This window comes from Paralimibaculum aggregatum, assembly GCF_030270585.1.
In the GTDB taxonomy this organism is placed as follows: Bacteria; Pseudomonadota; Alphaproteobacteria; order Rhodobacterales; family Rhodobacteraceae; genus Thermohalobaculum; species Thermohalobaculum aggregatum.
On sequence record NZ_BSYI01000028.1, the window covers coordinates 1 to 19,417 of the forward strand.

The 19,417-nt window shown below is 71.2% G+C and carries 18 protein-coding genes; 2 read left to right on the plus strand and 16 right to left on the minus strand.

What is annotated here, in order from left to right; all coding sequences use genetic code 11:
* Positions 1–820 precede the first annotated feature (820 nt).
* Both QSJ97_RS15995 and QSJ97_RS16000 read right to left on the minus strand, forming a co-directional pair.
* Complete coding sequence (locus QSJ97_RS15995; protein ID WP_285672908.1) at positions 821–2,218, minus strand: ATP-binding protein; 1,398 nt, start codon at positions 2,216–2,218, stop codon at positions 821–823.
* Positions 2,218–2,952 carry a response regulator gene (locus tag QSJ97_RS16000; RefSeq protein ID WP_285672909.1) on the minus strand — a complete coding sequence of 245 codons (735 nt, stop codon included), beginning with the start codon at positions 2,950–2,952 and terminating at the stop codon, positions 2,218–2,220. The genes QSJ97_RS15995 and QSJ97_RS16000 overlap by 1 nt, the downstream gene beginning before the upstream one ends.
* A 171-nt stretch (positions 2,953–3,123) precedes the next feature.
* Here QSJ97_RS16000 and QSJ97_RS16005 point away from each other — a divergent pair, with 171 nt between their 5' ends.
* Positions 3,124–3,699, plus strand: coding sequence for an EF-hand domain-containing protein (locus tag QSJ97_RS16005; protein WP_285672910.1), 576 nt, complete (start codon positions 3,124–3,126; stop codon positions 3,697–3,699).
* A 57-nt stretch (positions 3,700–3,756) separates the two neighbouring features.
* On the opposite strand, the gene QSJ97_RS16010 is transcribed toward QSJ97_RS16005, so the two are convergent.
* From QSJ97_RS16010 to QSJ97_RS16060, 11 genes are all read right to left on the minus strand, one after another.
* A complete protein-coding gene (locus QSJ97_RS16010; protein ID WP_285672911.1) occupies positions 3,757–4,968 on the minus strand; it encodes an ABC transporter substrate-binding protein in 1,212 nt (403 codons plus the stop codon).
* 25 nt (positions 4,969–4,993) lie between these two features.
* Positions 4,994–5,905, minus strand: coding sequence for a branched-chain amino acid ABC transporter permease (locus tag QSJ97_RS16015; protein WP_285672912.1), 912 nt, complete (start codon positions 5,903–5,905; stop codon positions 4,994–4,996).
* 10 nt (positions 5,906–5,915) lie between these two features.
* Entirely contained in the window at positions 5,916–6,779 is an 864-nt protein-coding gene (locus QSJ97_RS16020; RefSeq protein ID WP_285672914.1) for a branched-chain amino acid ABC transporter permease, read from the minus strand.
* Positions 6,776–7,492 (minus strand): ABC transporter ATP-binding protein, encoded by a 717-nt coding sequence (locus tag QSJ97_RS16025; protein WP_285672915.1) that lies wholly within the window; start codon positions 7,490–7,492, stop codon positions 6,776–6,778. Before QSJ97_RS16025 ends, QSJ97_RS16020 begins: the two co-directional genes overlap by 4 nt.
* Positions 7,489–8,280, minus strand: a complete 792-nt coding sequence (locus tag QSJ97_RS16030) for an ABC transporter ATP-binding protein (protein WP_285672917.1) — start codon at positions 8,278–8,280, stop codon at positions 7,489–7,491. The genes QSJ97_RS16025 and QSJ97_RS16030 overlap by 4 nt, the downstream gene beginning before the upstream one ends.
* On the minus strand, positions 8,277–8,945 hold the full coding sequence (locus tag QSJ97_RS16035) for a TetR/AcrR family transcriptional regulator (RefSeq protein ID WP_285672918.1): 669 nt from the start codon (positions 8,943–8,945) through the stop codon (positions 8,277–8,279). The genes QSJ97_RS16030 and QSJ97_RS16035 overlap by 4 nt, the downstream gene beginning before the upstream one ends.
* Positions 8,946–9,069: 124 nt before the next feature.
* On the minus strand, positions 9,070–10,269 hold the full coding sequence (locus QSJ97_RS16040; protein WP_285672920.1) for an aminotransferase class I/II-fold pyridoxal phosphate-dependent enzyme: 1,200 nt from the start codon (positions 10,267–10,269) through the stop codon (positions 9,070–9,072).
* Positions 10,270–10,314: 45 nt separating this feature from the next.
* Positions 10,315–11,913 carry a thiamine pyrophosphate-binding protein gene (locus QSJ97_RS16045; RefSeq protein ID WP_285672922.1) on the minus strand — a complete coding sequence of 533 codons (1,599 nt, stop codon included), beginning with the start codon at positions 11,911–11,913 and terminating at the stop codon, positions 10,315–10,317.
* A gap of 132 nt (positions 11,914–12,045) precedes the next feature.
* The gene (locus QSJ97_RS16050) at positions 12,046–12,927 is read right to left on the minus strand and encodes an MBL fold metallo-hydrolase (protein ID WP_285672923.1); all 882 of its coding nucleotides are present in this window, start codon (positions 12,925–12,927) and stop codon (positions 12,046–12,048) included.
* A gap of 91 nt (positions 12,928–13,018) precedes the next feature.
* Positions 13,019–14,032 (minus strand): LysR family transcriptional regulator, encoded by a 1,014-nt coding sequence (locus QSJ97_RS16055; protein WP_285672924.1) that lies wholly within the window; start codon positions 14,030–14,032, stop codon positions 13,019–13,021.
* Between the two features lie 24 nt (positions 14,033–14,056).
* On the minus strand, positions 14,057–15,250 hold the full coding sequence (locus tag QSJ97_RS16060) for an aminotransferase class V-fold PLP-dependent enzyme (RefSeq protein ID WP_285672925.1): 1,194 nt from the start codon (positions 15,248–15,250) through the stop codon (positions 14,057–14,059).
* Positions 15,251–15,381: 131 nt separating this feature from the next.
* Here QSJ97_RS16060 and QSJ97_RS16065 point away from each other — a divergent pair, with 131 nt between their 5' ends.
* A complete protein-coding gene (locus tag QSJ97_RS16065) occupies positions 15,382–15,756 on the plus strand; it encodes a methylglyoxal synthase (RefSeq protein ID WP_285672927.1) in 375 nt (124 codons plus the stop codon).
* Between the two features lie 16 nt (positions 15,757–15,772).
* Here QSJ97_RS16065 and QSJ97_RS16070 read toward each other — a convergent pair whose 3' ends face one another.
* Genes QSJ97_RS16070 through QSJ97_RS16080 form a run of 3 tightly spaced genes read right to left on the minus strand, consistent with a single transcriptional unit; the run spans position 15,773 to position 19,417 of the window.
* Positions 15,773–16,567, minus strand: coding sequence for a crotonase/enoyl-CoA hydratase family protein (locus QSJ97_RS16070; RefSeq protein ID WP_285672929.1), 795 nt, complete (start codon positions 16,565–16,567; stop codon positions 15,773–15,775).
* On the minus strand, positions 16,564–17,421 hold the full coding sequence (locus QSJ97_RS16075) for a hydroxymethylglutaryl-CoA lyase (RefSeq protein ID WP_285672931.1): 858 nt from the start codon (positions 17,419–17,421) through the stop codon (positions 16,564–16,566). Before QSJ97_RS16075 ends, QSJ97_RS16070 begins: the two co-directional genes overlap by 4 nt.
* Positions 17,414–19,417, minus strand: coding sequence for an acetyl-CoA carboxylase biotin carboxylase subunit (locus tag QSJ97_RS16080; RefSeq protein ID WP_285672933.1), 2,004 nt, complete (start codon positions 19,415–19,417; stop codon positions 17,414–17,416). Before QSJ97_RS16080 ends, QSJ97_RS16075 begins: the two co-directional genes overlap by 8 nt.

A 19,417-nucleotide genomic window follows, 5' to 3' on the forward strand; every position in this document is an offset into this window, starting at 1 on the left:
GTCCGGGCGCCACGCCCGATCCCTCAGCCAGGCCGGCACGGACCATGCCAGCCTCGGACAACCGCACCACCGCCCGCTCTGCACAGGCCGCCGGCCCATCCGCCTCGCCAAGGGCCCCTCCCGTCGCAGGGACCAAGTGAGCAAATGGCTCGGGACATTGGACAAAGGTCATCATGTAGCCAGCCGGGATTGAGGATCGGGTCGATCCGCGCCAGCACATGTCGGCACAAGATCGCCGGACATTCGTTCACGTAGCAAAACGCAGACGAAGACAAGGACTCCAGCTGCATTTCTCCTTACCACCCCAGAATCCGTGAGCTCTCCGATATCCTCGGATGTATCCAGTGGATCGGCGACCGGCGTCGTCTTCAGCGGCTCCGTGCAGCAGTGCGGCCTACGCACCTGGAAGACATGCGCGATGACTGCGTTGAGGCCGGTGTGGACGGTGCTGGTCAGCAGCTTGGGGTCGGTCGGTTCGAGCGCCGTCTCCGGGGGCGTGCCGGGGCTCGGACTGTCCGGGCGCTTGTGCCGCTTCGGCGTCCGCAGGTTCGGTGCGATGGGCCGGGTGCGAGGCTCCGGTCGCTGTCAGCGTTCCGAAACGTCGTGCGAATCTCTACCCGCTATCGGTGGCGCCGGACGGCGGTGGCATTTCGCGGCGGGTTTCGGCGGTCGCCGCCTCCCTTGGGTTGCATCTCGACGGTCATTCCGCTTGTGCCGATCATGGTCCAGAAAGTTGCAAAGAGCCTCGGATGTCCTGGCCGGCACGACCGGAGCGGCCATCACGACCGAGCTCAGCGGGGCGAGCTGCGCCGCCGGCGGCCTATCGCGCCGGGCCGGTCCGCGCCGCCGGAAGGGGCAGCGTCACCGCCGCACGCAGGCCGCCGCCGGGGCGCCGGCTCAGGGCCACCTCGCCGCCATGGGCGCGGAGGATCGCCCGCGCGATGGGCAGACCGAGCCCGACCCCGCCGGTCTCGCGCGAGCGCGAGGGCTCGAGCCGGGTGAAGGGATCGAACACCCGCTCGAGATCGGCCTCGGGAATGCCGGGGCCGTCGTCGTCGACCAGGATCTCCGCCCGGCCCGCCTGCACCCGGAGCTGCACCCGCGCGCCGCCGCCATAGCGCTGCGCGTTCTCGAGGATGTTGCGCAGCGCCCGGCGGAAGGGCATCCGCCGCAGCGGCACGGTCACGGGCCCGGACGCGGCCAGCGCGATGCGCGGCCCGGTCTCGGAGAGTTCGGCCGCGAGGCCGGCGAGCTCCGCCGCGAGGTCGGTCTCCTCCATCGGCTGGTCGGTGGAGACGCCGCGGGCGAAGGCCAGCGTCGCCTCGACCATCTCCTGCATCTCGTCCAGCGTCGCCACCATGCGCTCGCGGGTCTCCTCGTCGTCCACCATCTCGGCGCGCAGCCTGAGCGCGGTGATCGGCGAGCGCAGGTCATGCCCGAGCGCCGCCAGCATCCGCGTGCGCTCGGCGATCATGCCGGCGAGCCGCCCATGCATCCGGTCGAGCGCCTCCGAGAGCGCCCGCACCTCGCGCGGGCCGCCGCGGGGCATCTCGGGCGGCGGGCCGTCGAGGCCGAAGCCGTCCGCCGCCGCCGCCAGCCGCCGCAGCGGCTTGGTGATCCGGCGCAGACCCAGCCAGAGCGTCACGAGGATCAGCAGGAGCGAGAGCAGCGAGGTTCCGAGCACCGCCGGCCCGAGCTGGAAATCCGGCCGGTGGAACCGCGCGCGCACGTTCAGCCATTGCCCGTCCGACAGCGCCAGCGACAGCCGGAGCTCCGTCGGCTGCACGCCCATGGCGCGCAGCCGGTCGCGCAGCCAGCCGCCGCGGTGCTCGTGATCCTCGCGCCGCCAGCGCCGGATCGGGGCGAGCGCCTCCTGCGCCCGAAGCTCGCGCGCGCCCTCGAGCAGCGTGCGCACCCGGCTGCGCACCGCCTCGAGGCCGGACTGGTCGGCCTCCACCAGCGGCCGGTCGGCGAGTTCGTAGCGCACCGCGCGCGACCGTGCGGCGACGAGGATGCCGGGCCGGCTCGCCGGTGGCGCGATCTCCAGCGCCCGCGCCACCGCGGCCACGCGCTCTGCGGTCTCCAGCCGCTGCGCCGCCCTGACCGCCGCGCCGCGCTCGTCAGCGAAGAACCAGACGCTCATCACCTGCGCCGCGAGGAAGGCGCCGAGGATCAGCAGCGCGAGCTGCCCGGCAAGGCTGCGCGGGAGGAGCCGCATCACGTCACCTCGCGGACATCCGCCGCGAGGCTGTAGCCGCCGGAGCGGATCGTCGCGATGATCTGCGGCTGCGAGGGATCGGCCTCGATCTTGCGGCGCAGGCGGCTCACCTGGTTGTCGATGGTGCGGTCGAAGACATCCGCGGTGCGTCCGCTGGTGATATCCAGCAGCTGCTCGCGCGAGAGCACGAAGCGCGGCCGCTCGAGAAAGGCGGTGAGCAGCTTGAACTCCGCCGTGGTGAGCGAAACCTCGGTGCCGTCTTCCTCGCGGGTCAGCGCGCGGGTGTCGGTATCGAGCACCCAGCCGGCGAAGGCGAGGCGCCGCCCGCCGAGATTGCCGGCCAGCGGCTCCGGGCGCTCGCTCCGCCGCAGGATCGCCTTGACCCGGGCCAGCAGCTCGCGCGGGTTGAAGGGTTTCGGCAGGTAGTCGTCGGCGCCGATCTCGAGCCCGACGATGCGGTCGGTGTCCTCGGTCAGGGCGCTCAGCATCAGGATCGGCGGCCCGCCGGAGGCCGCGAGGCGCCGCGCCGCCGAGAGCCCGTCCTCGCCGGGCATCATCACGTCGAGCACCACGAGATCGAAGCGCCCGGCACGGAGCTGGGCATCCATCTCGACGACATCCTTCGCCGCGCTGGCGCGCATCCCGTTCTTCTCGAGATAGCGCGTCACCGCATCGCGGATCTCGCGATGATCGTCCACGACCAGAATATGGGGCACCCGGGCTTGCTCGCTCATGACCCTGAGATAGCGCGGCAGGCGGGCCCGCGGGAAGGCGTTGCGTCGCACTCCGTCGCAACCGGGCGGCCTGCGACAGAGCGTTACAAATCCCCGCCTCCGCCGGCACATTCCTGCGACAGGCCGGGCCCATCTCATGCCCATCGAAACACCAACCAACGAGGTGAGATGATGAAACGTTCCAATATCCTGGCCATCGGCGTTCTGGCTGCCACCGCCGCGATCGGCGCCGTCGCGATCCCCGCCTTCGCGCATTCCGAGAAGGGCTGGGGCGGCCCGGCCGCCCATGGCTGGATGGACGGCCCGCGCGGCGAGGACCGGGCCGAGGGTCGCCGCGGCCACGGCCATGGCGAGCACCGCCGGATGAAGCATCGCGGCGGCCACGGCCCGATGGGGATGCGCGCGCTGATGAAGAGCCCGATCTACCAGTCGTTCGACACCGACGGGGACGGGCGGGTGACCGCCGCCGAGGCCGAGGCCGGGATCACCGCCCTGCATGCCCGCCACGACGCCAACGGCGACGGCCAGATCGACCCGGCGGAGTTCTCGACGCTGTTCGCCGAGGTCACGGCGGAGTTCCAGAAGCGGCCCTTCGCGATGCTCGACGCCGATGGCAACGGCGAGATCAGCGCCGAGGAGATGTCGTTCCCGGCGGAGATGGCGGCCCGGATGCAGGCCTGGCGCGATGCCGGCCCGAAGCATGGCCCGAGGGGCGGCCCGCGGCATGAGCGCGGCGCCGAGGAGTAACCCGGCACCGGCCTGAAGCAGGACGGCCGCCGGCAGCTGCGCCGGCGGCCGCAAGGATCAGAACTTCAGCCGCTCCAGCACGACATCCTCGCCGCCGCGGATCTCGGCAAGCTGGAAATCGCGGCCCAGCACCATGCCCTCGGCATCGAACTCGATGCTGGAGCTGGCGCCGGAATAGTTGATCTCCTCGCCCGCCCGGATCGCCGCCAGACCGTCGGTGACGTTGTAGACGGTGCGCTTGCCCTCGCCGGTGGTGACCTGCCAGATCGCCTTGGCGACCGCGGCGGTGTCGGTGGTGCCGGCCTTCTCGATGGCGAGCAGCAGCGTGCTCATCTGGTCGCGCCCGGCGGTGCCGAAGGGGTGCTGGACATTGCCGGTGTCCTCGAGCCCGGCCTCCTTCAGATACTCGCCATAGGCCGGGCTCTCGAGCGGCGGCACCGGCAGGCCGTGGATCACGCCATCCGCCGCATCGCCCACGGCCTCCTTGAACTTCGGCCCCACCGAGAGGCCGGTGGTGATCACCGCGCCCTCGTAGCCCTGGCGGTAGAGCTCCTTGTAGACCGCCGTGAAGTCGGTGACATAGGAGGGGATGAACACCGCATCCGGCTCGTCCTCGATGAGGCTGGTGACCTCCGAGCGATAGCTCGCCTGCGCGGCGTTGTAGTAGAGCGGCTCCTTGATCACCTTGTCGGCGCCGACCACCGCGGCGAAGGCATCAACCATCGACTTGGTGAAATCGTTGTTCAGCGCCATCAGCCCGTAGCTGCCATAGCCGCGGGTCACCGCCAGCTTGGCGATCGCGTCGCCCCAGACCGGCGAGAGCGCCTGGAAGTTGAACACGAGGCCCTTCTCGTCCGCCATCGGGATGTCCGAGGAGGAGGAGGTGCACATCTGGATCACGCCCGCGGTCTGGCATTTCGGCATGATGCCGAGCGTCACCGAGGAGGACCAGGTGCCGAGGATGCCGACCACGCCGTTGACATTGATCAGCTTGTCGGCGGCGCGCACCGCGGTCTCGGGGTTGGTCTCCGAGTTCTCCTGGTAGAGCCGGATCTGCCGGCCGAGCACGCCGCCCTGCCCGTTCACGAGATCCGCCACCCGCTTGTGCGAGGCGGTGATGTTCGGGCCGAAGGGGCCGCCGCCGCCGGTGTTGGGGGTGAGGCTGCCGACATTGATCTCGGCCCCCTGGGCCCGCAGGATCGAGGGCGCGAAGACCGCGGTGGCAGCGCCGAGCTTCAGCGCGTTGCGGCGCGTGAGATTGATGGCCATGACTGGATGACTCCCGTTGGTTGCTTCAGGATTTTCGTTGGAACTTGTTGCGGTAGCGCGGTTCGGGGATCAGGCCCTGGGGCCTCAGATGCAGCGTCACGATCAGCAGCACGCCGATCAGGATGATGCGCCCCGCCGAGAGCTTCTCGGCGTCGATCCAGGGCGCGATGTCGCCGATGAAGCGGCTGCCCTCGAGCAGCACCATCACGATGCCGGCGCCGAGCAGCAGCCCCCAGTTGTTGCCGGCGCCGCCGACGATCACCGACATCCAGATGAAGATCGCCACCATCGGCAGGAACACGTCCGGGCTGATGTTCTGGACGTAATGGGCATAGAGCGCGCCGGCGAGGCCCATGATCCCGCCGCCGATGGCGAAGATCCGGATCTTGTGGCGCAGCACCGCCTTGCCGAGCACCGAGGCGACCAGCTCGTCCTCGCGGATCGCGCGCAGCACCCGGCCCATCGGCGCGCGCCGGATCGTCTCCGACAGCGCGAAGGCCACCGCCACCGCCAGCACCACAAGCCCGAGATAGAGCAGCGGGTAGTTCTCCACCGAGACCCAGCCGGCGAGCGGCTGCTCGGCGATGCGCAGCCCGCGCGGGCCCTCTGTGATCTGGTCCTCGTTGAGGATGATGAGGCGCACGATCTCGCCGAAGCCGAGCGTGACGATGGCGAGATAGTCGTCGCGCAGCCGCCCCGAGAGCAGCGCCAGCGCCGCCCCTGCCGCAAGCCCGGCCAGCACCGCGACCATCATCGCCAGCCCCACCGGCAGCCCCAGCTTGGACGAGAGGATGCCGCTCGTGTAGGCACCGAGGGCATAGAACCCGGCGATGCCGAAATTCACCATCCCCGTCATGCCCCATTGCAGGTTGAGCGCGATGGCCAGCAGCATGAAGAAGCCGACGAAGGTCGCGAGCGAGACGATATAGGCGAGCATCAGGCGGCCCTCACTTCTTGATTTCGGGCTGGCCGAACAGCCCCTGCGGGCGCAGCAGCAGGAAGACGGCGATGATCAGGAAGCCGACGGCGATCTTGTAGGTCGAGGGCAGCACCAGGATGGTCAGCTCCTCCGCCATGCCGACGCAGATCGCCCCCACCAGCGCCCCCATCGGCGAGCCGATGCCGCCGAGGATCGCCGCGGCGAAGATCGGGATGGTGAGGTTCCAGCCGATCAGCGGCTCGATCACCAGGTCGAGCCCGGCAAAGACCCCGGTCAGCCCGAAGATCGCGCCGGCCAGCGCGCAGGTGCCGGCGGTGATCCAGCGCAGGCTGAGGCCGCGCACCTGCGCCAGCACCGGGTTGTCCGCCACCGCCCGCATCGCCTTGCCGAAGCGGGTGAAGCGCAGCACCACATGCACCGCGACCGTGATCGCGAAGGCCAGCATCAGGATGTCGAGCTGCTCCGGCGTGATCCGCGCGCCCATCACCTTGATCGGCCGTTCCAGCGGGATGTCGAAGCCCCGCACGTCGGAGGCGAAGAACAGCCGCACGAGGTTCTCGAGGATCAGCGAGAAGGCGATGGAGACCACCAGCAGCGTCACCGGCTCCTGGTTCCTCAGCGGCGCGAAGACCACCACGTCGCTCAGCCAGACCACCAGCGCCGTCACCGCCATGGCGAAGAGCGTCGCCGCCACCAGCGGCCAGGCGAAGATCACGTTGGCGGTATAGGCCATGAAGGCGCCCACGGTGATGTAGCCGCCGATGGCGAAGTTGGGAAAGCGCAGCACCCCGAAGAGCAGCGTGAAGGCAATGGCCGGCGGGGCGATCAGCGAGGCGTTGACCAGCCCGTTGACGAAGAGCTGCAGGTTCATCGGCGGGTCCCCAGATAAAGCTCGGATACGTTCTCGGAGGCGAGCAGCGCGCTGGCATCGTCGATCAGCGCGATCTCGCCGCCGGCCATCACCACGCCCCGGTGCGAGATGTCGAGCGCTTGGATCGCGTTCTGCTCGATCATCAGCACGGCGACGCCGGTCGCATTGACCTTCTTCACCGCGGCGAACATCTCCGCGACCATCTTGGGCGAGAGCCCGGCCGAGGGCTCGTCGAGCAGCAGCACCGAGGGCGCCACCATCAGCGCCATGCCGAAGGCGACCATCTGGCGCTGTCCGCCGGAGAGGTTGCCGGCGCGGGTGCCGAGATGGACGCGCAGGTCCGGAAAGAGCTCCAGCACCCGCTCGCGGCGCTCGCGGACATGGCCGCGATCGACCCAGCCGCCGATCGTGAGGTTCTCGTCCACCGTCATCTGGCGGAACACGTTGGCCTCCTGCGGGACATAGGCCAGGCCGAGGCGCGCCACCTCCGAGGGCGGCCGGTTGGCCACCGTCTCGCCCTTGATGCGGATGTCGCCGGCCGAGCAGCGCAGCACCCCGGCGATGGCCTTCAGCAGGGTCGACTTGCCGGCCCCGTTGGGCCCGATCACCGAGACGATCTCCCCCGCCGCCACCCCCAGCGAGGCGCCGAAGACGATGTCGATCTTGCCGTAGCCGGTCGAGACGTTCTCGACCTCGAGCAGCGCTTCGCTCATGCCGCACCTCCGAGATAGGCGTCGAGCACCTGGCGGTTCTGCCGGATCTCGTCGAAGCTGCCGGAGACCAGCGTGCGGCCCTCCGCCATCACCGTGACGCTGGTGCAGAGGCTCGCGATCAGGTCCATGTCGTGCTCGACGATCAGGAATGTCTTGCCGTGGTCGTTGCGCAGCATCTGGATCATGTCCGAGAGGGTCTTCATCAGCGCCGGGTTGACGCCGGCGCCGGGCTCGTCGAGCAGGATCAGCTTGCTGTCGACCATCAGCGTGCGGGCAAGCTCGAGCAGCTTCTTCTGCCCGCCGGACAGGTCGCTCGCGCGGTTGTTCTCCACATGCTCGAGCTTGGCGATAGCCAGCACCTCCTTGGCGCGGTCGAAATGCCGGCGCTCGATCTCGTCGACCTCGCGGCGGCGGGTGAAGAGCGGCAGCAGATCCTCGCCAAGCTGGACCTGTGGCGCCACCAGCAGGTTCTCGAGCACCGTCATCCGCGAGAACTCGCGCGAGAGCTGGAAGGTGCGGAGCATCCCCAGCCGCGCCCGCTTGCTCGGCGAGAGCTTGGTGATGTCGGCACCGTCGAAGACCACCCTGCCCCGGCTCGGCCGCATCACCCCGCTGAGCAGGTTGAAGAAGGTGGACTTGCCCGCCCCGTTGGGGCCGATCAGCCCGACGATCTCGCCCTCGCGGACGGAGATGCTCATCCGGTCCACCGCGACGAAGGCACCGAAGTTGCGGCTGACCTCCGTCGCCTCGATGATCGGGCGCGGCCCGGCTGGCTGTGATCCTGTCAAGCGTCGTTCTCCGATGTCCTGGTGGCGTCCTCGGCGACGACCCGGTCGAGCACGCCCTCGAGATCGAGCGCGCCCTTCAGGATCAGCGTCACCATCTGGCGCAGCGCCACGGCCACCTGCGGGTCGTTGCGCATCATGTTCTGAATCCGCAGGCCGCGGAGCAGCGAGGTCAGCATGTTCATCGCGAGGCCGCGCTTCTCCTTCGAGAGATTGCCCGCCGCGAAGAGGATTTCCGCCGCCTCGTCATAGCTTTCGAAGAGCTTCTCCACCGAGGCATCGACATGCAGCAGGATGCGCTCCTCGGCCCGTGCCGCGATGATCATGTCCATGGTCACCGAGACGTAGTTCTCGGTGAACGAGCGCTCCCAGAGCGCATCGACGAAGCCCTCGAGATCGACCTCGCCATCGACGTAGCGCCGGCAGATCCCGCGCGTCGAGGCGATCGAGGTGTCCCACATCTCGCGGGTGGCATCGATCACCAGCTCGGTCTTGTCCCTGTAGTGGTGCATCAGGGCGCCGCGGGTCACGCCGGCGCGCTTGGCGATGTTGACGGTGGTGGTGTTGGCGAGCCCGATCTCGGAGATCAGCTCGATCGTGGCCTTGCGCAGCTTCCGGCTGGTGATCGCCGAACGCTGCTCCTGCGTCAGCCGCTTCGCATCCGTCATGCCCGCCCCTCCTGTCGCCGGTCCGGGTGGCCCGATCCAGAAAAGATGCATTCATGTATGTATGTATTGCAAGCGTTTTTCTGCTGCATATGCGAGATTCCCTCCGTCATCCCCGATATGCCCGTCAGGTCAGGGCGTTGACCGCCCCGGCAATCCGCGCGCTGGCGCTGCGCAGGGCCTCGGCGGGGGCCGCGGTGGAGATCCTGAGATGCGGCGAAAGCCCGAAGGCCGCCCCGGGCACGGCAGAGACGAAGTGCTGCTCCAGCAGGTAGCGGCAGAAATCGGTGTCGCTCCCGATCACCTCGCCGGCGGGCGTGCGCCGCCCGATCACCCCGGCGCAGCGCGGATAGACATAGAACGCCCCCTCCGGCACCAGGCACTCGATCCCGTCGACGGCGTTCAGCGCCGCCACCACGATGTCGCGCCGCGCCTCGAAGCTGCGCGCGCGCCCGGCGAAGAAATCCGTCGGCCCGGTCAGCGCCGCCACCGCCGCGGCCTGCGAGATCGAGCCGGCATGGGTGCAGCTCTGCCCCTGCACGGTGTTCATCGCGGTGACGATCTCCTGCGGGCCGGCGGCATAGCCGATGCGCCAGCCGGTCATGGCGAAGACCTTGGAGACGCCGTTGACCACCAGCACCCGCGGCTTCAGCGCCGGTGCCACCTCGAGGATCGAGGCGAAGCGGTGACCGTCGAACATCAGGTGCTCGTAGATGTCGTCGCTCAGCACGTGCACATGGGGGTGGCGCGCCAGCACCGCCGCCAGCCCGGCGAGATCGGCCCGGGAATAGACCCCGCCCGTCGGGTTGCTCGGCGAGTTCAGCAGGAGCCAGCGGGTGCGCGGCGTGATCGCCGCCTCGAGCTGCTCCGGCGTGATGAGAAACCGCTGCTCCTGGGGGCAGTCGACGATCACCGGGCGGCCCTCGGCCACGGCGACGATGTCGGGATAGGACGACCAGTAGGGCGCCGGCACGATCACCTCGTCACCGGGCGAGAGCGTCGCCATCAGCGCGTTGAAGATCACCTGCTTGGCGCCGTTGCTCACCGTGATCTCGGAGAGCGCGTAGTCGAGCCCGTTCTCGCGGGCGAGCTTGCCGCGGATCGCCTCGCGCAGCGCCACGGTGCCGGGCACCACGGTATAGCGCGTCTCGTCCGCCCCGATCGCCGCGATGGCCGCCGCCTTGACGTGGTCGGGGGTGGTGAAGTCCGGCTCGCCGATGCCGAGATCGATCACCGGCTTGCCCTCGGCGGCAAGGCTGCGGGCCTTCTGCACGAGGCCGAGGATCATCGAGGGCCGGACCGATCCGAGGCGTTGCGCTTGCATCATCCGTCTCTCCCTGTTTCCCCGGCCTCGCGCGGATCAGTGCGCGGGTCAGTGAGCTGGGCCGGCGGGGGCCGGCAGGCCCTCGATCATCACGTTGACACAGGCCGGCTTGCCGCTCTGCACCGCGCGGGCCAATGCCGCGTCGAGCTCGCCCGGGTCGGTGACGAACTCGCCATGCCCGCCCATCGCCGCCGCGGCGAGGTCGTAGCGCGCCGCGCTGAGCTCGCAGCCGATGGTGCGCTGGGGGCCATAGTTGCGGAGCTGGATCTGGTGCTCGGCGTTCCAGCGAAGATCGTTCCCGATCACCACCACCATCGGGATACCCTGGCGCGCCGCGGTCTCGAACTCGGCGAAGTGAAAGCCGGCGGTGCCGTCGCCCATCAGCGAGAACACCGTCGCCCCCGGCCGCGCATAGCGCGCTGCGATGCCATAGCAGAGCCCGCCGCCGATGGCGCCCGAGACGCCGTTGATCACCCGCGCCGGGGCCTGCACGCAGGCCTGCGACCACTGGCCGAACTCGCCGCCGTCGCAGATCAGCACGGCCTCCGGAGCCGCATCGATCTGGCGCTGCACCGCGGCGCAGAGCGCGGCAGGGGAGATCCGGCCCTCCGGCACCTCTGCCGTCGAGCGCGCCGCCAGGAGCTTCGCCGCCTCGTCCCGCCAGGCGGCACGGGCGCTGCCGGCGCCGGTGTCGAGAAGCTGCCGGGCGACATCCCGCGGATCGGCCGCGACGCATTGCGCGAGCCGGTCGCCGAGATTGCGATGCGCGCGGTCGCGCTCCTCGGCGCTGGCCTGCACCACGTGCCAGCGGGCGGCGGCGTCGAAGAGCCTGGTGCTGCCGAAGCCGAGCGTGAAATCGACCTTCTTGCCGAGGCTCACCACCAGATCCGCGCTGGCGAAGAGCTGGCCGATGGCGCCGAGGGCCGGGTCCTTGAGCCCGCGCGGGCTCTCCATCGGCACCACCGGCGCGTCGAGCGCCCCGGCGAGGGCCGCGAGCGCGTCGAAGCGGGTCGCGGTCAGCACCGGCCCGGCCAGCACCACCGGGCGCGCCGCGCCGGCCAGCGCCGCCCGCAGCGCCGCCAGATCACCCGCGCCGGCCGGCATCGGCTCGCGGGCGAAGGCGCTCTTCTGCGGCACCGCGCCTTCCCCCGCATCGCCCTCGACCACGTCGAAGGCCAGCGCCATGTGCACCGGCCCCGGACGGCCCGACTGCGCCAGCCGCAGCGCCCGCGCGGTGTCGCGCCCCATGTCGGCGGCACGCAGCGGGCGGATCGAGAGCTTGGCCAGCGGCCCGGCCATCGCGGTCTGCGGCATCTCCTGGAAGGCGCCCATGCCGTCCTGCGCCACCGGGCTGTCGCCGGTCAACAGCAGCACCGGCGTGTCGCTCTCGAGCGCGGTGAAGAGCGGGCCCATGGCATTGGCCATCCCGGCACCGGCGGTGACCATCGCCACCGCCACCTCGCCGGTGAGCTGGGCATGCGCCTCGGCCATGTAGAGCGCCGCCGCCTCGTGGCGGGTGTGCACGATCTCGATGCCAGCGTCGATGCAGGCGTCGTAGACCGGCATGATCTGGTTCCCGGAGAGGGAGAAAATCCGCGTGACGCCCGCTTCGGCAAGCGTCTTGATCAACAGGTCTGCGCCTCGCATCGTGCCGTTCTTCCTTGTCATTCTCGGTCTTCCCGGTTGCAGGGTGGGGCCGCGGCGCCGCCCCGCCCGGGGCGGTGCAGGCGGCCGCAGCCGATCACCCGCCGCCCCGCCTTGCAAGCGGCAATCGGGCGGTCAGTCCCAGACCTCGTCGTCGCGGTACCAGGCATCGACATCGAAGGCGATGTTGTCGCCGAAATAGTCCACCGTGGTCTCGGCCGGCAGCGTCTCGCGGGTGTAGGTCGTGGTCGCGGCCTCGAGGCGGCGCACCCGGGGCTGGCCCTCGAGCCATTTCTCCACCGGCAGCAGGGTGCTCTGCCGCTGCACCACCTTCCAGCTGTAGTAGTGGTGCGGCACCACCACCTTCGGCGCCAGGCGCTCGAGCACCGAGGCGACCATCGGATGGCCCATCACGTGCTGGCTGTCGTCCACCGGCATCAGCAGGATGTCGATCTCGCCGAGGCGCTTCCAGACATCCTCGGGCGGATTGTGGCGGTTGTCGCCCCAGTGCAGGATGCGCAGGCCCCCGGTCTCCACCACCACCAGGTTGTTGTCCCAGGAGCGGCAGTTGTTCGGCGGATCCAGCACCTGCTTGTTGAAGTAGCTGTTGATCTTGTTGAAATCATAGGTGCCGTAGCTCGCATCGGTGGCGTGCTTGTCCGGGATCGTGCGGATCGCGAGATCGCCGACCTCGTAGCGCCCGATCGGCCGGTCGAGCAGCACCGAGGCGTCGAGCCGGTTCAGCGCGTCATGGTCGTAATGCGCATGGGTGGCGACGCCGATATCGACCTTGGTCAGCGGGAAATCCTTGAAATACCAGTTCCAGTAGCCGGTCGGGTGGTTGCGCCAGGGGTCGAGCATCACCGTGATCCCCGCCGGCGTGGTGATCCGGAAGGCCGAGGAGGCGAAGAAGGCGAGCTCCACCGGCCCGTCCTTCGGCGCCGCATCCTGGAGCTCCAGCATCCGGTTGTGGTTGGAGGAAAATCGCCATGCGGTGAGGCCGTCGTCGATGCCCATTTCCGTCTCCCTTGGGGTGTCTCGCTCGGGTGAGACTGGCACGGGCCGAACAAAGATACAATCATGTTTGTTTGTTTTATGGAGGGGCGCGTCAGCCCCCCTCCGCGGCGGGCGCATCCTCCTCGGGCGGCAGCACGCGGAACCCCGCTCCGAGCCAGGGCGCCGCGGCGGCCACCGCCGCCACTGCGGTCTCCGCGAGCATCCCGCGCAACGCGTCCGACAGCTCTGCCGGCAGCGCCCCCAGCGGGCCGCGCCGGGCCATCAGCGAGAGCCGCCGCGCGAAGCCGGGAAACGGGTTCGGCGCCAGCGACACGCCGCCATGCGCCTGCCCCGCGCTCAGCCAGCAGAGCGGGGTGACCAGCGCCCAGCCATCGAGCCGCGCCACGCAGCCGAAGAGCGCCTGCGTCGAATGGCAGATCACCCGGCGCGGCGGCGCGGCGCGCAGGCGGTGCAGGTGCCGCTCGGTCTGCCGGCCCATGAAGAGCGCCTCGGAAAAGCGGATCATCGGCGCCGCCATGAGCCCCGGCAGGGACACGCCGCCCGCCACCAGCCGGGGCGCCGCGGCCAGCATGTAGGGGTCGCGCAGCAGCGGATGGCGCTCCACCCAGTCCGGCGCATCGCCCTCGTCGGCCGCGATCACGAGGTCCACCGCCCGGTGCCCCAGCGCGTCGATGTTGAGATGGCTGGGGCCCGAGCGGATCTCGATCTCGCAGCCCGGCAGGCGCGCCGCCAGCAGCGCCGCGAGCGCCGGCGTGATCTCGCCGTCGAGATCCTCCACCACGGCCAGCCTGAGCCGGGGCAGCCGCGCCAGCGCCAGCGTCGCCAGCTCGGAGCGCGCCCGCTCCGCCTCGCCGAGGATCGCCGCCGCGCGCCGGGCAAAGACCTGGCCCGCCCCGGTGAGCGCCAGCGGCCGGGCCGAGCGCTCCACCAGCCGCGCGCCGAGCGCGGTCTCCAGATTGGTGATCTGCTGCGACACGGTCGACGGGCTCGCCCCGAGGCGGCGCGCGGCGGCGGCGACGGAGCCCTCCTCCATCACCGCCACGAAGACCTCGATGCCGCGGAGCGTCAGCCGTCCGCCCTCGGGCATCAGTGGCGCCTTCGCCATCCGCGCCTCCCCCGCCGCGCCGCGTCAGATGCTGCGGGCGAGCGCGGCCACGGCGCCGGCGATCTCGTCCTCGGTGTTGTAGACATGCGGCGCGATGCGCAGCATGACCGGCAGGCCCCGGCGCTCGCTGTCGAGCCGGGTGCTGGCCGGGTCGGAGGCGCCGATCACGAAACCGGCCTCGGCCATGCGCGCGACCACCGCGGCCGGCTCGGCGCCCTCGACCGTGAAGCTGACGATGCCGCAGGGCGCCGGCCCGAGATCGCGGACCGTGACCCCCGGCACCGCCGCCAGCAGCGCCCGGCACCGCTCGGCGAGCTGCCCGATCCGCGCGGCGATGCGCACGATCCCGATGGCCTCGGCATAGTCGACCGCGGCCCCGAGGCCGGCGCGCAGCGCATAGGCGTTCTCCCAGGTCTCGAAGCGGCGGGCGTCCGGGCGGAGCGCGTAGCGGTCCCGCGCCACCCAGGGCGCGCCGAAATGGTCGATCATCGCCGGCTCGAGGCGCTCCAGCCAGCGCCCGGCGACATAGAGGAACCCGGTGCCGCGCGGCCCGCGGAGGAACTTCCGCCCGGTGGCCGAGAGAAAGTCGCAGCCGATCGCACCGACATCGATCGGCAGCTGGCCCGCCGCCTGGCAGGCGTCGAGCAGATAGGGCACGCCGTGGCGCCGCGCCACCGCGCCGACGGCGGCGGCCGGGTTCACCAGCCCGCCATTCGTCGGCACCCAGGTGATCGCGATCAGCCCGACATCGCCGTCGATCATGGCCTCGAGCGCCGCGACGTCGAGCGCGCCGGAGGCGTCCGACGGCACCACCTCGATGCGCAGGTCCTCGCGCTTCGCCCGCTGCAGCAGCGCGACGTAGTTGGCGGCATATTCCGCCTCGCAGGTCAGGATCCGCACGCCGCGCCGGAGCGGCAGGGCATAGAAGGCATGGCACCAGGCAACGGTGGCGTTCTCCAGCAGCGCGATCTCGCGGGGCTGCGCGCCGACAAGCCGGGCGACGCTGGCATAGACCGCCTCCAGCGCCTCCGCCTGCATGGCCGCCGCCTCGTAGCCGCCGTGCTCTGCCTCGAGCCGGGTATGCCCGATCACCGCATCGACCACCGGCTGCGGCATCAGCGCCGAGCCGCAGGCCAGCAGATGCACCGGCCCGCCGATCCCCGGCGTCTCGGCGCGGATCCGCGCGATGTCGAGCTCCTGCGTGCCATCTGCTGCCATTGCGGCCTCTCCGTGCTGCCCCGCTCCTGCATAGGAGGCCGGCGGGGCCGGCGCAACGCGCACCGCTCGACAGCGGCGCCCGCAGGGGCGAGTATCGCGCTGGCAGGACGCGTCATCCCGGGAGGCCAGAGATGCCGAAGACCATCGCGCTCGTCGCGCATGACCAGCGCAAGGATGCGCTCGTCGCCTGGGCCAGGACCCACGAGGCGGCGCTCGGCGCGCATGCGCTCTATGCCACCGGCACCACCGGCGGGCGGATCAATGCCGAGACCGCGCTCTCGGTCACCGCGCTGAAGAGCGGGCCGCTCGGCGGCGATGCGCAGATCGGCGCGATGATCGCCGAGGGCCGGCTGGACGCGCTGGTGTTCTTCATCGACCCGCTGACCGCGATGCCCCACGATGTCGACGTGAAGTCGCTGCTGCGCCTGGCGATCCTCTACGACACGCTGCTCGCGGTGAACGAGGCCTCGGCCAACATGCTGCTGCGCGGCGGGCTGGCCGACTGACGCGTCCGGCGGCGGCTCAGCCGCCCTGCACCCAGCGCGCCGGCCGCTTCCCGAGAAAGGCGTCGATGCCGTGCGCGGCCTCCTCGGTCTCCCAGGTGTCCGCGAGGCGCCGGATGGTCTCGTCGATCACGCCGGCGTCGATCCGCGGCCCGAGCGCGCGGGCCAGCGCCTTGGCCCGGCCCACCGCCCCCGGCGCAACCGAGAGATAGGGCGCGATCTCCGCCTCGACCGCGGCATCGAGCCCGGCCTCCGGCACCGCGCGGGCGAGGATGCCGAGGTCCACCGCCTCCGCCGCGCCGAAGACCCGGGCCGACATGAAGACCCGCCGCGCCCGGCCCTCGCCCATCCGTGCGATCACATAGGGCCCGATGGTGGCCGGGATCAGCCCGAGCCGCGTCTCGGTCAGGGCGAGCCGGGTGCCCTCGGCCGCCAGCGCCACGTCGCAGACGCAGGCGAGCCCCACCGCGCCGCCGAAGGCGCCGCCATGCAGGCGCCCGATCAGCGGCGTCGGCATCTCGTTGAGCGCGCCCAGCATCTCGGCGAGCTTGCGCGCCTCGGCCATGCGGGTCTCGCGGTCGGCCTCGATCTGCGCCTGCATCCAGCCGAGATCGGCGCCGGCGCAGAACACCTTGCCCCGGCCCGAGAGCACGATGGCGCGGGTCTCCTCCGCCGCGCCGAGGCTGCGCGCCATGTCGGTCAGCTCGGCGATCATCGCGGCGTTGAGGGCGTTGCGCTTGTCCGGCAGGTTCAGCGCGACATGCGCCACGCCGCGGTCGTCCTGCCGGATCTCGAGGGTCTCGTAGTCGCTCATGCCGCGCTCCTCAGGGTGTTCGCGAAGGCCGCCGCGGCGGCCAGGCGCCGGGGGTCGATGCCGGTCTCGAAGCCGCGCATGGCGAGCATGGCGACCACCGCCTCGGTGGCGACATTGCCCTTGGCGCCGGGGGCATAGGGGCAGCCGCCGAGCCCCGCCACCGAGCTGTCGAAGACGCGCAGGCCCCGGTCGAGGCTCACGCCGATGTTCTCGAGCGCCCGGCCGCGGGTGTCGTGGTAGTGCCCGGCCAGCCGCGATGCCGGCACCGCCTCCAGCACCGCGTCGAGCATCGCGGCCACGGTTTCCGGCATGCCGGCGCCGATGGTGTCGCCGAGGCTCACCTCGTAGCAGCCGAGCCCGATCAGCGCCGCCGCCACCTCCGCGACCCTGCCGGGCGGGGTCGGCCCGTCATAGGGGCAGTCGGTCACGCAGGAGACATAGCCGCGCAGCGGGATGCCGGCCGCGCCCGCCGCCTCCGCCACCGGGGCGAAGCGCTCGAGACTCTCGGCGATCGAGCAGTTGATGTTCCTCGCGCTGAACCCCTCGGAGGCCGAGCCGAAGATCGCCACCTCGTCGGCGCCCGCCGCCCGCGCCGCCTCGAAGCCACGCAGGTTCGGCGTGAGGGCGGCATAGGAGACGCCCTCGGCCCGCGCGATTCCGGCCAGCACCTCGGCGGCATCGGCCATCTGCGGCACCCATTTCGGGCTGACGAAGCTCGTCACCTCGATCCGCGCGAAACCGCAGGCCGAGAGCAGATCGACGAGGCGGATCTTGTCCGCCGCCGCGATCTGCACCGGCTCGTTCTGCAGCCCGTCGCGGGGCGACATCTCGAAGATCGTGACGCGCTCAGCCATCCTCGGGCTCCAGCGTCAGGAGGAGCGTGCCGTCGGTCACCTGGTCGCCCACGGCGGCGAGCACCTCGGCCACCCGCCCGGCCCGCGGCGCGCGCAGCGTGTGCTCCATCTTCATCGCCTCGAGCACGAAGAGCGCCTCGCCCTCGGCCACCTCGGCGCCCGGCGCGGCCGAGACCAGCTTGACCAGCCCCGGCATCGGCGCCGCGATGCTTTCGCCGCCGGCCTTCTCGGCTTCCGCCCCGGTCAGCGCGTCGGGCAGCCCGAAATGGAAGCTCCGCCCCTCGGCAAACACCGAGATCCGCGCCGCCTCGCGCAGCACATCCGCCCGGAGCTGGCGCGTGCCGAGATCGACCCGGCAGGCATTGCCCCCGATCGGGGCGACGCCGAGCGTCACCGCGCCGCCCTCGCCATCCACCGTGAAGCGCCCGCGGCCGAGCCGGGTGACGCGCTGCTCGATGCGCCCGGCCGGGGTCTCGAGCGCGACATACTGCTTGGCATCGGTCCAGTGCCGCCAGCCGGCCAGCGTCTCCCAGGGATCGCTGCCGACCGGCTCGTGCAGCAGCCCGAGCCCGCCGAGCGCCGCCAGCGCCAGCACGTGAAGCGGCGCCGCGGCATCCTCGGTGAGGCTCGCGAGGTCGCGCCCGATCAGCCCGGTATCCACCTCGCCGCGGGCAAAGCCCCGATGCGACGCGAGCCGGCCGAGGAAATCGAGATTGGTGACCGAGCCGGTGACATGGCAATCCGCCAGCGCCGCCGAGAGCATGTTGAGCGCCGCCGCGCGGGTCGGGCCATGGACGATCACCTTGGCGATCATCGGGTCGTACCACGGGCTGATCTCGTCGCCCTGGCGCACGCCGCTGTCGATCCGCACCGGCGCCCGGCGGAACTCCGCGGCCTCGGGGAAGGAGAGATGGTCGAGCCGCCCGGTGGCCGGCAGGAAGCCGCGGCCGACATCCTCGGCATAGACCCGCGCCTCGAAGGCCCAGCCCTCGATGCCGAGATCCGCCTGCGCCACCGGCAGCGCCTCGCCGCTGGCCACGCGCAGCTGCAGCTCGACGAAATCGAGCCCGGTGATCGCCTCCGAGACCGGGTGCTCGACCTGCAGGCGCGTGTTCATCTCCATGAACCAGAAGCCGTCCTCGCGCAGCGGGCCCGAGCCGTCGGCGATGAACTCCACCGTGCCGGCGCCGACATAGCCGATCGCCTTTGCCGCCTCCACCGCGGCCCGGCCCATGGCGGCGCGCACCGCCTCGGGCATGCCCGGCGCCGGGGCCTCCTCGATCACCTTCTGGTGGCGGCGCTGCAGCGAGCAGTCGCGCTCGAAGAGGTGCACCGCGTTGCCGTGGGCGTCGCCGAAGACCTGGATCTCGACATGCCGCGGCTGGGTGACGAACTTCTCGATCAGGCAGGCCGGGTCGCCGAAGCTCGCCTGGCCCTCGCGCTGCGCGCCCTCGAGCGCGGCGCGGAAATCCGCCGCCCGCTCCACGAGGCGCATGCCCTTGCCGCCGCCGCCGGCGCGCGCCTTGATCAGCACCGGATAGCCGATCTTCCCGGCCTCCGCCGCCAGCAGGTCGGGGTCCTGGCTCTCGCCGTGATAGCCCGGCACCACCGGCACGCCGGCCTCGACCATCAGGCGCTTGGCGGCGTCCTTCAGCCCCATGGCGCGGATCGCCGAGGCCGGCGGGCCGACGAAGACCAGCCCCGCCGCCTCCACCGCCGCGACGAAATCCGGGTTCTCCGAGAGGAAGCCGTAGCCGGGATGGATCGCCTCGGCGCCGGTGGCCAGCGCGGCCTCGACGATGCGCGCGCCCTGCAGATAGCTCTCGGCCACCGCGGCCGGGCCGATATGCACCGCCTCGTCGGCCAGCGCGACATGCTTGGCCGCGGCATCGGCGTCGGAATAGACCGCGACCGTGCGCACCCCCAGCCGGCGGGCGGTGGCGATGACCCGGCAGGCGATCTCGCCGCGATTGGCGATCAGGATCTTCTTGAACAT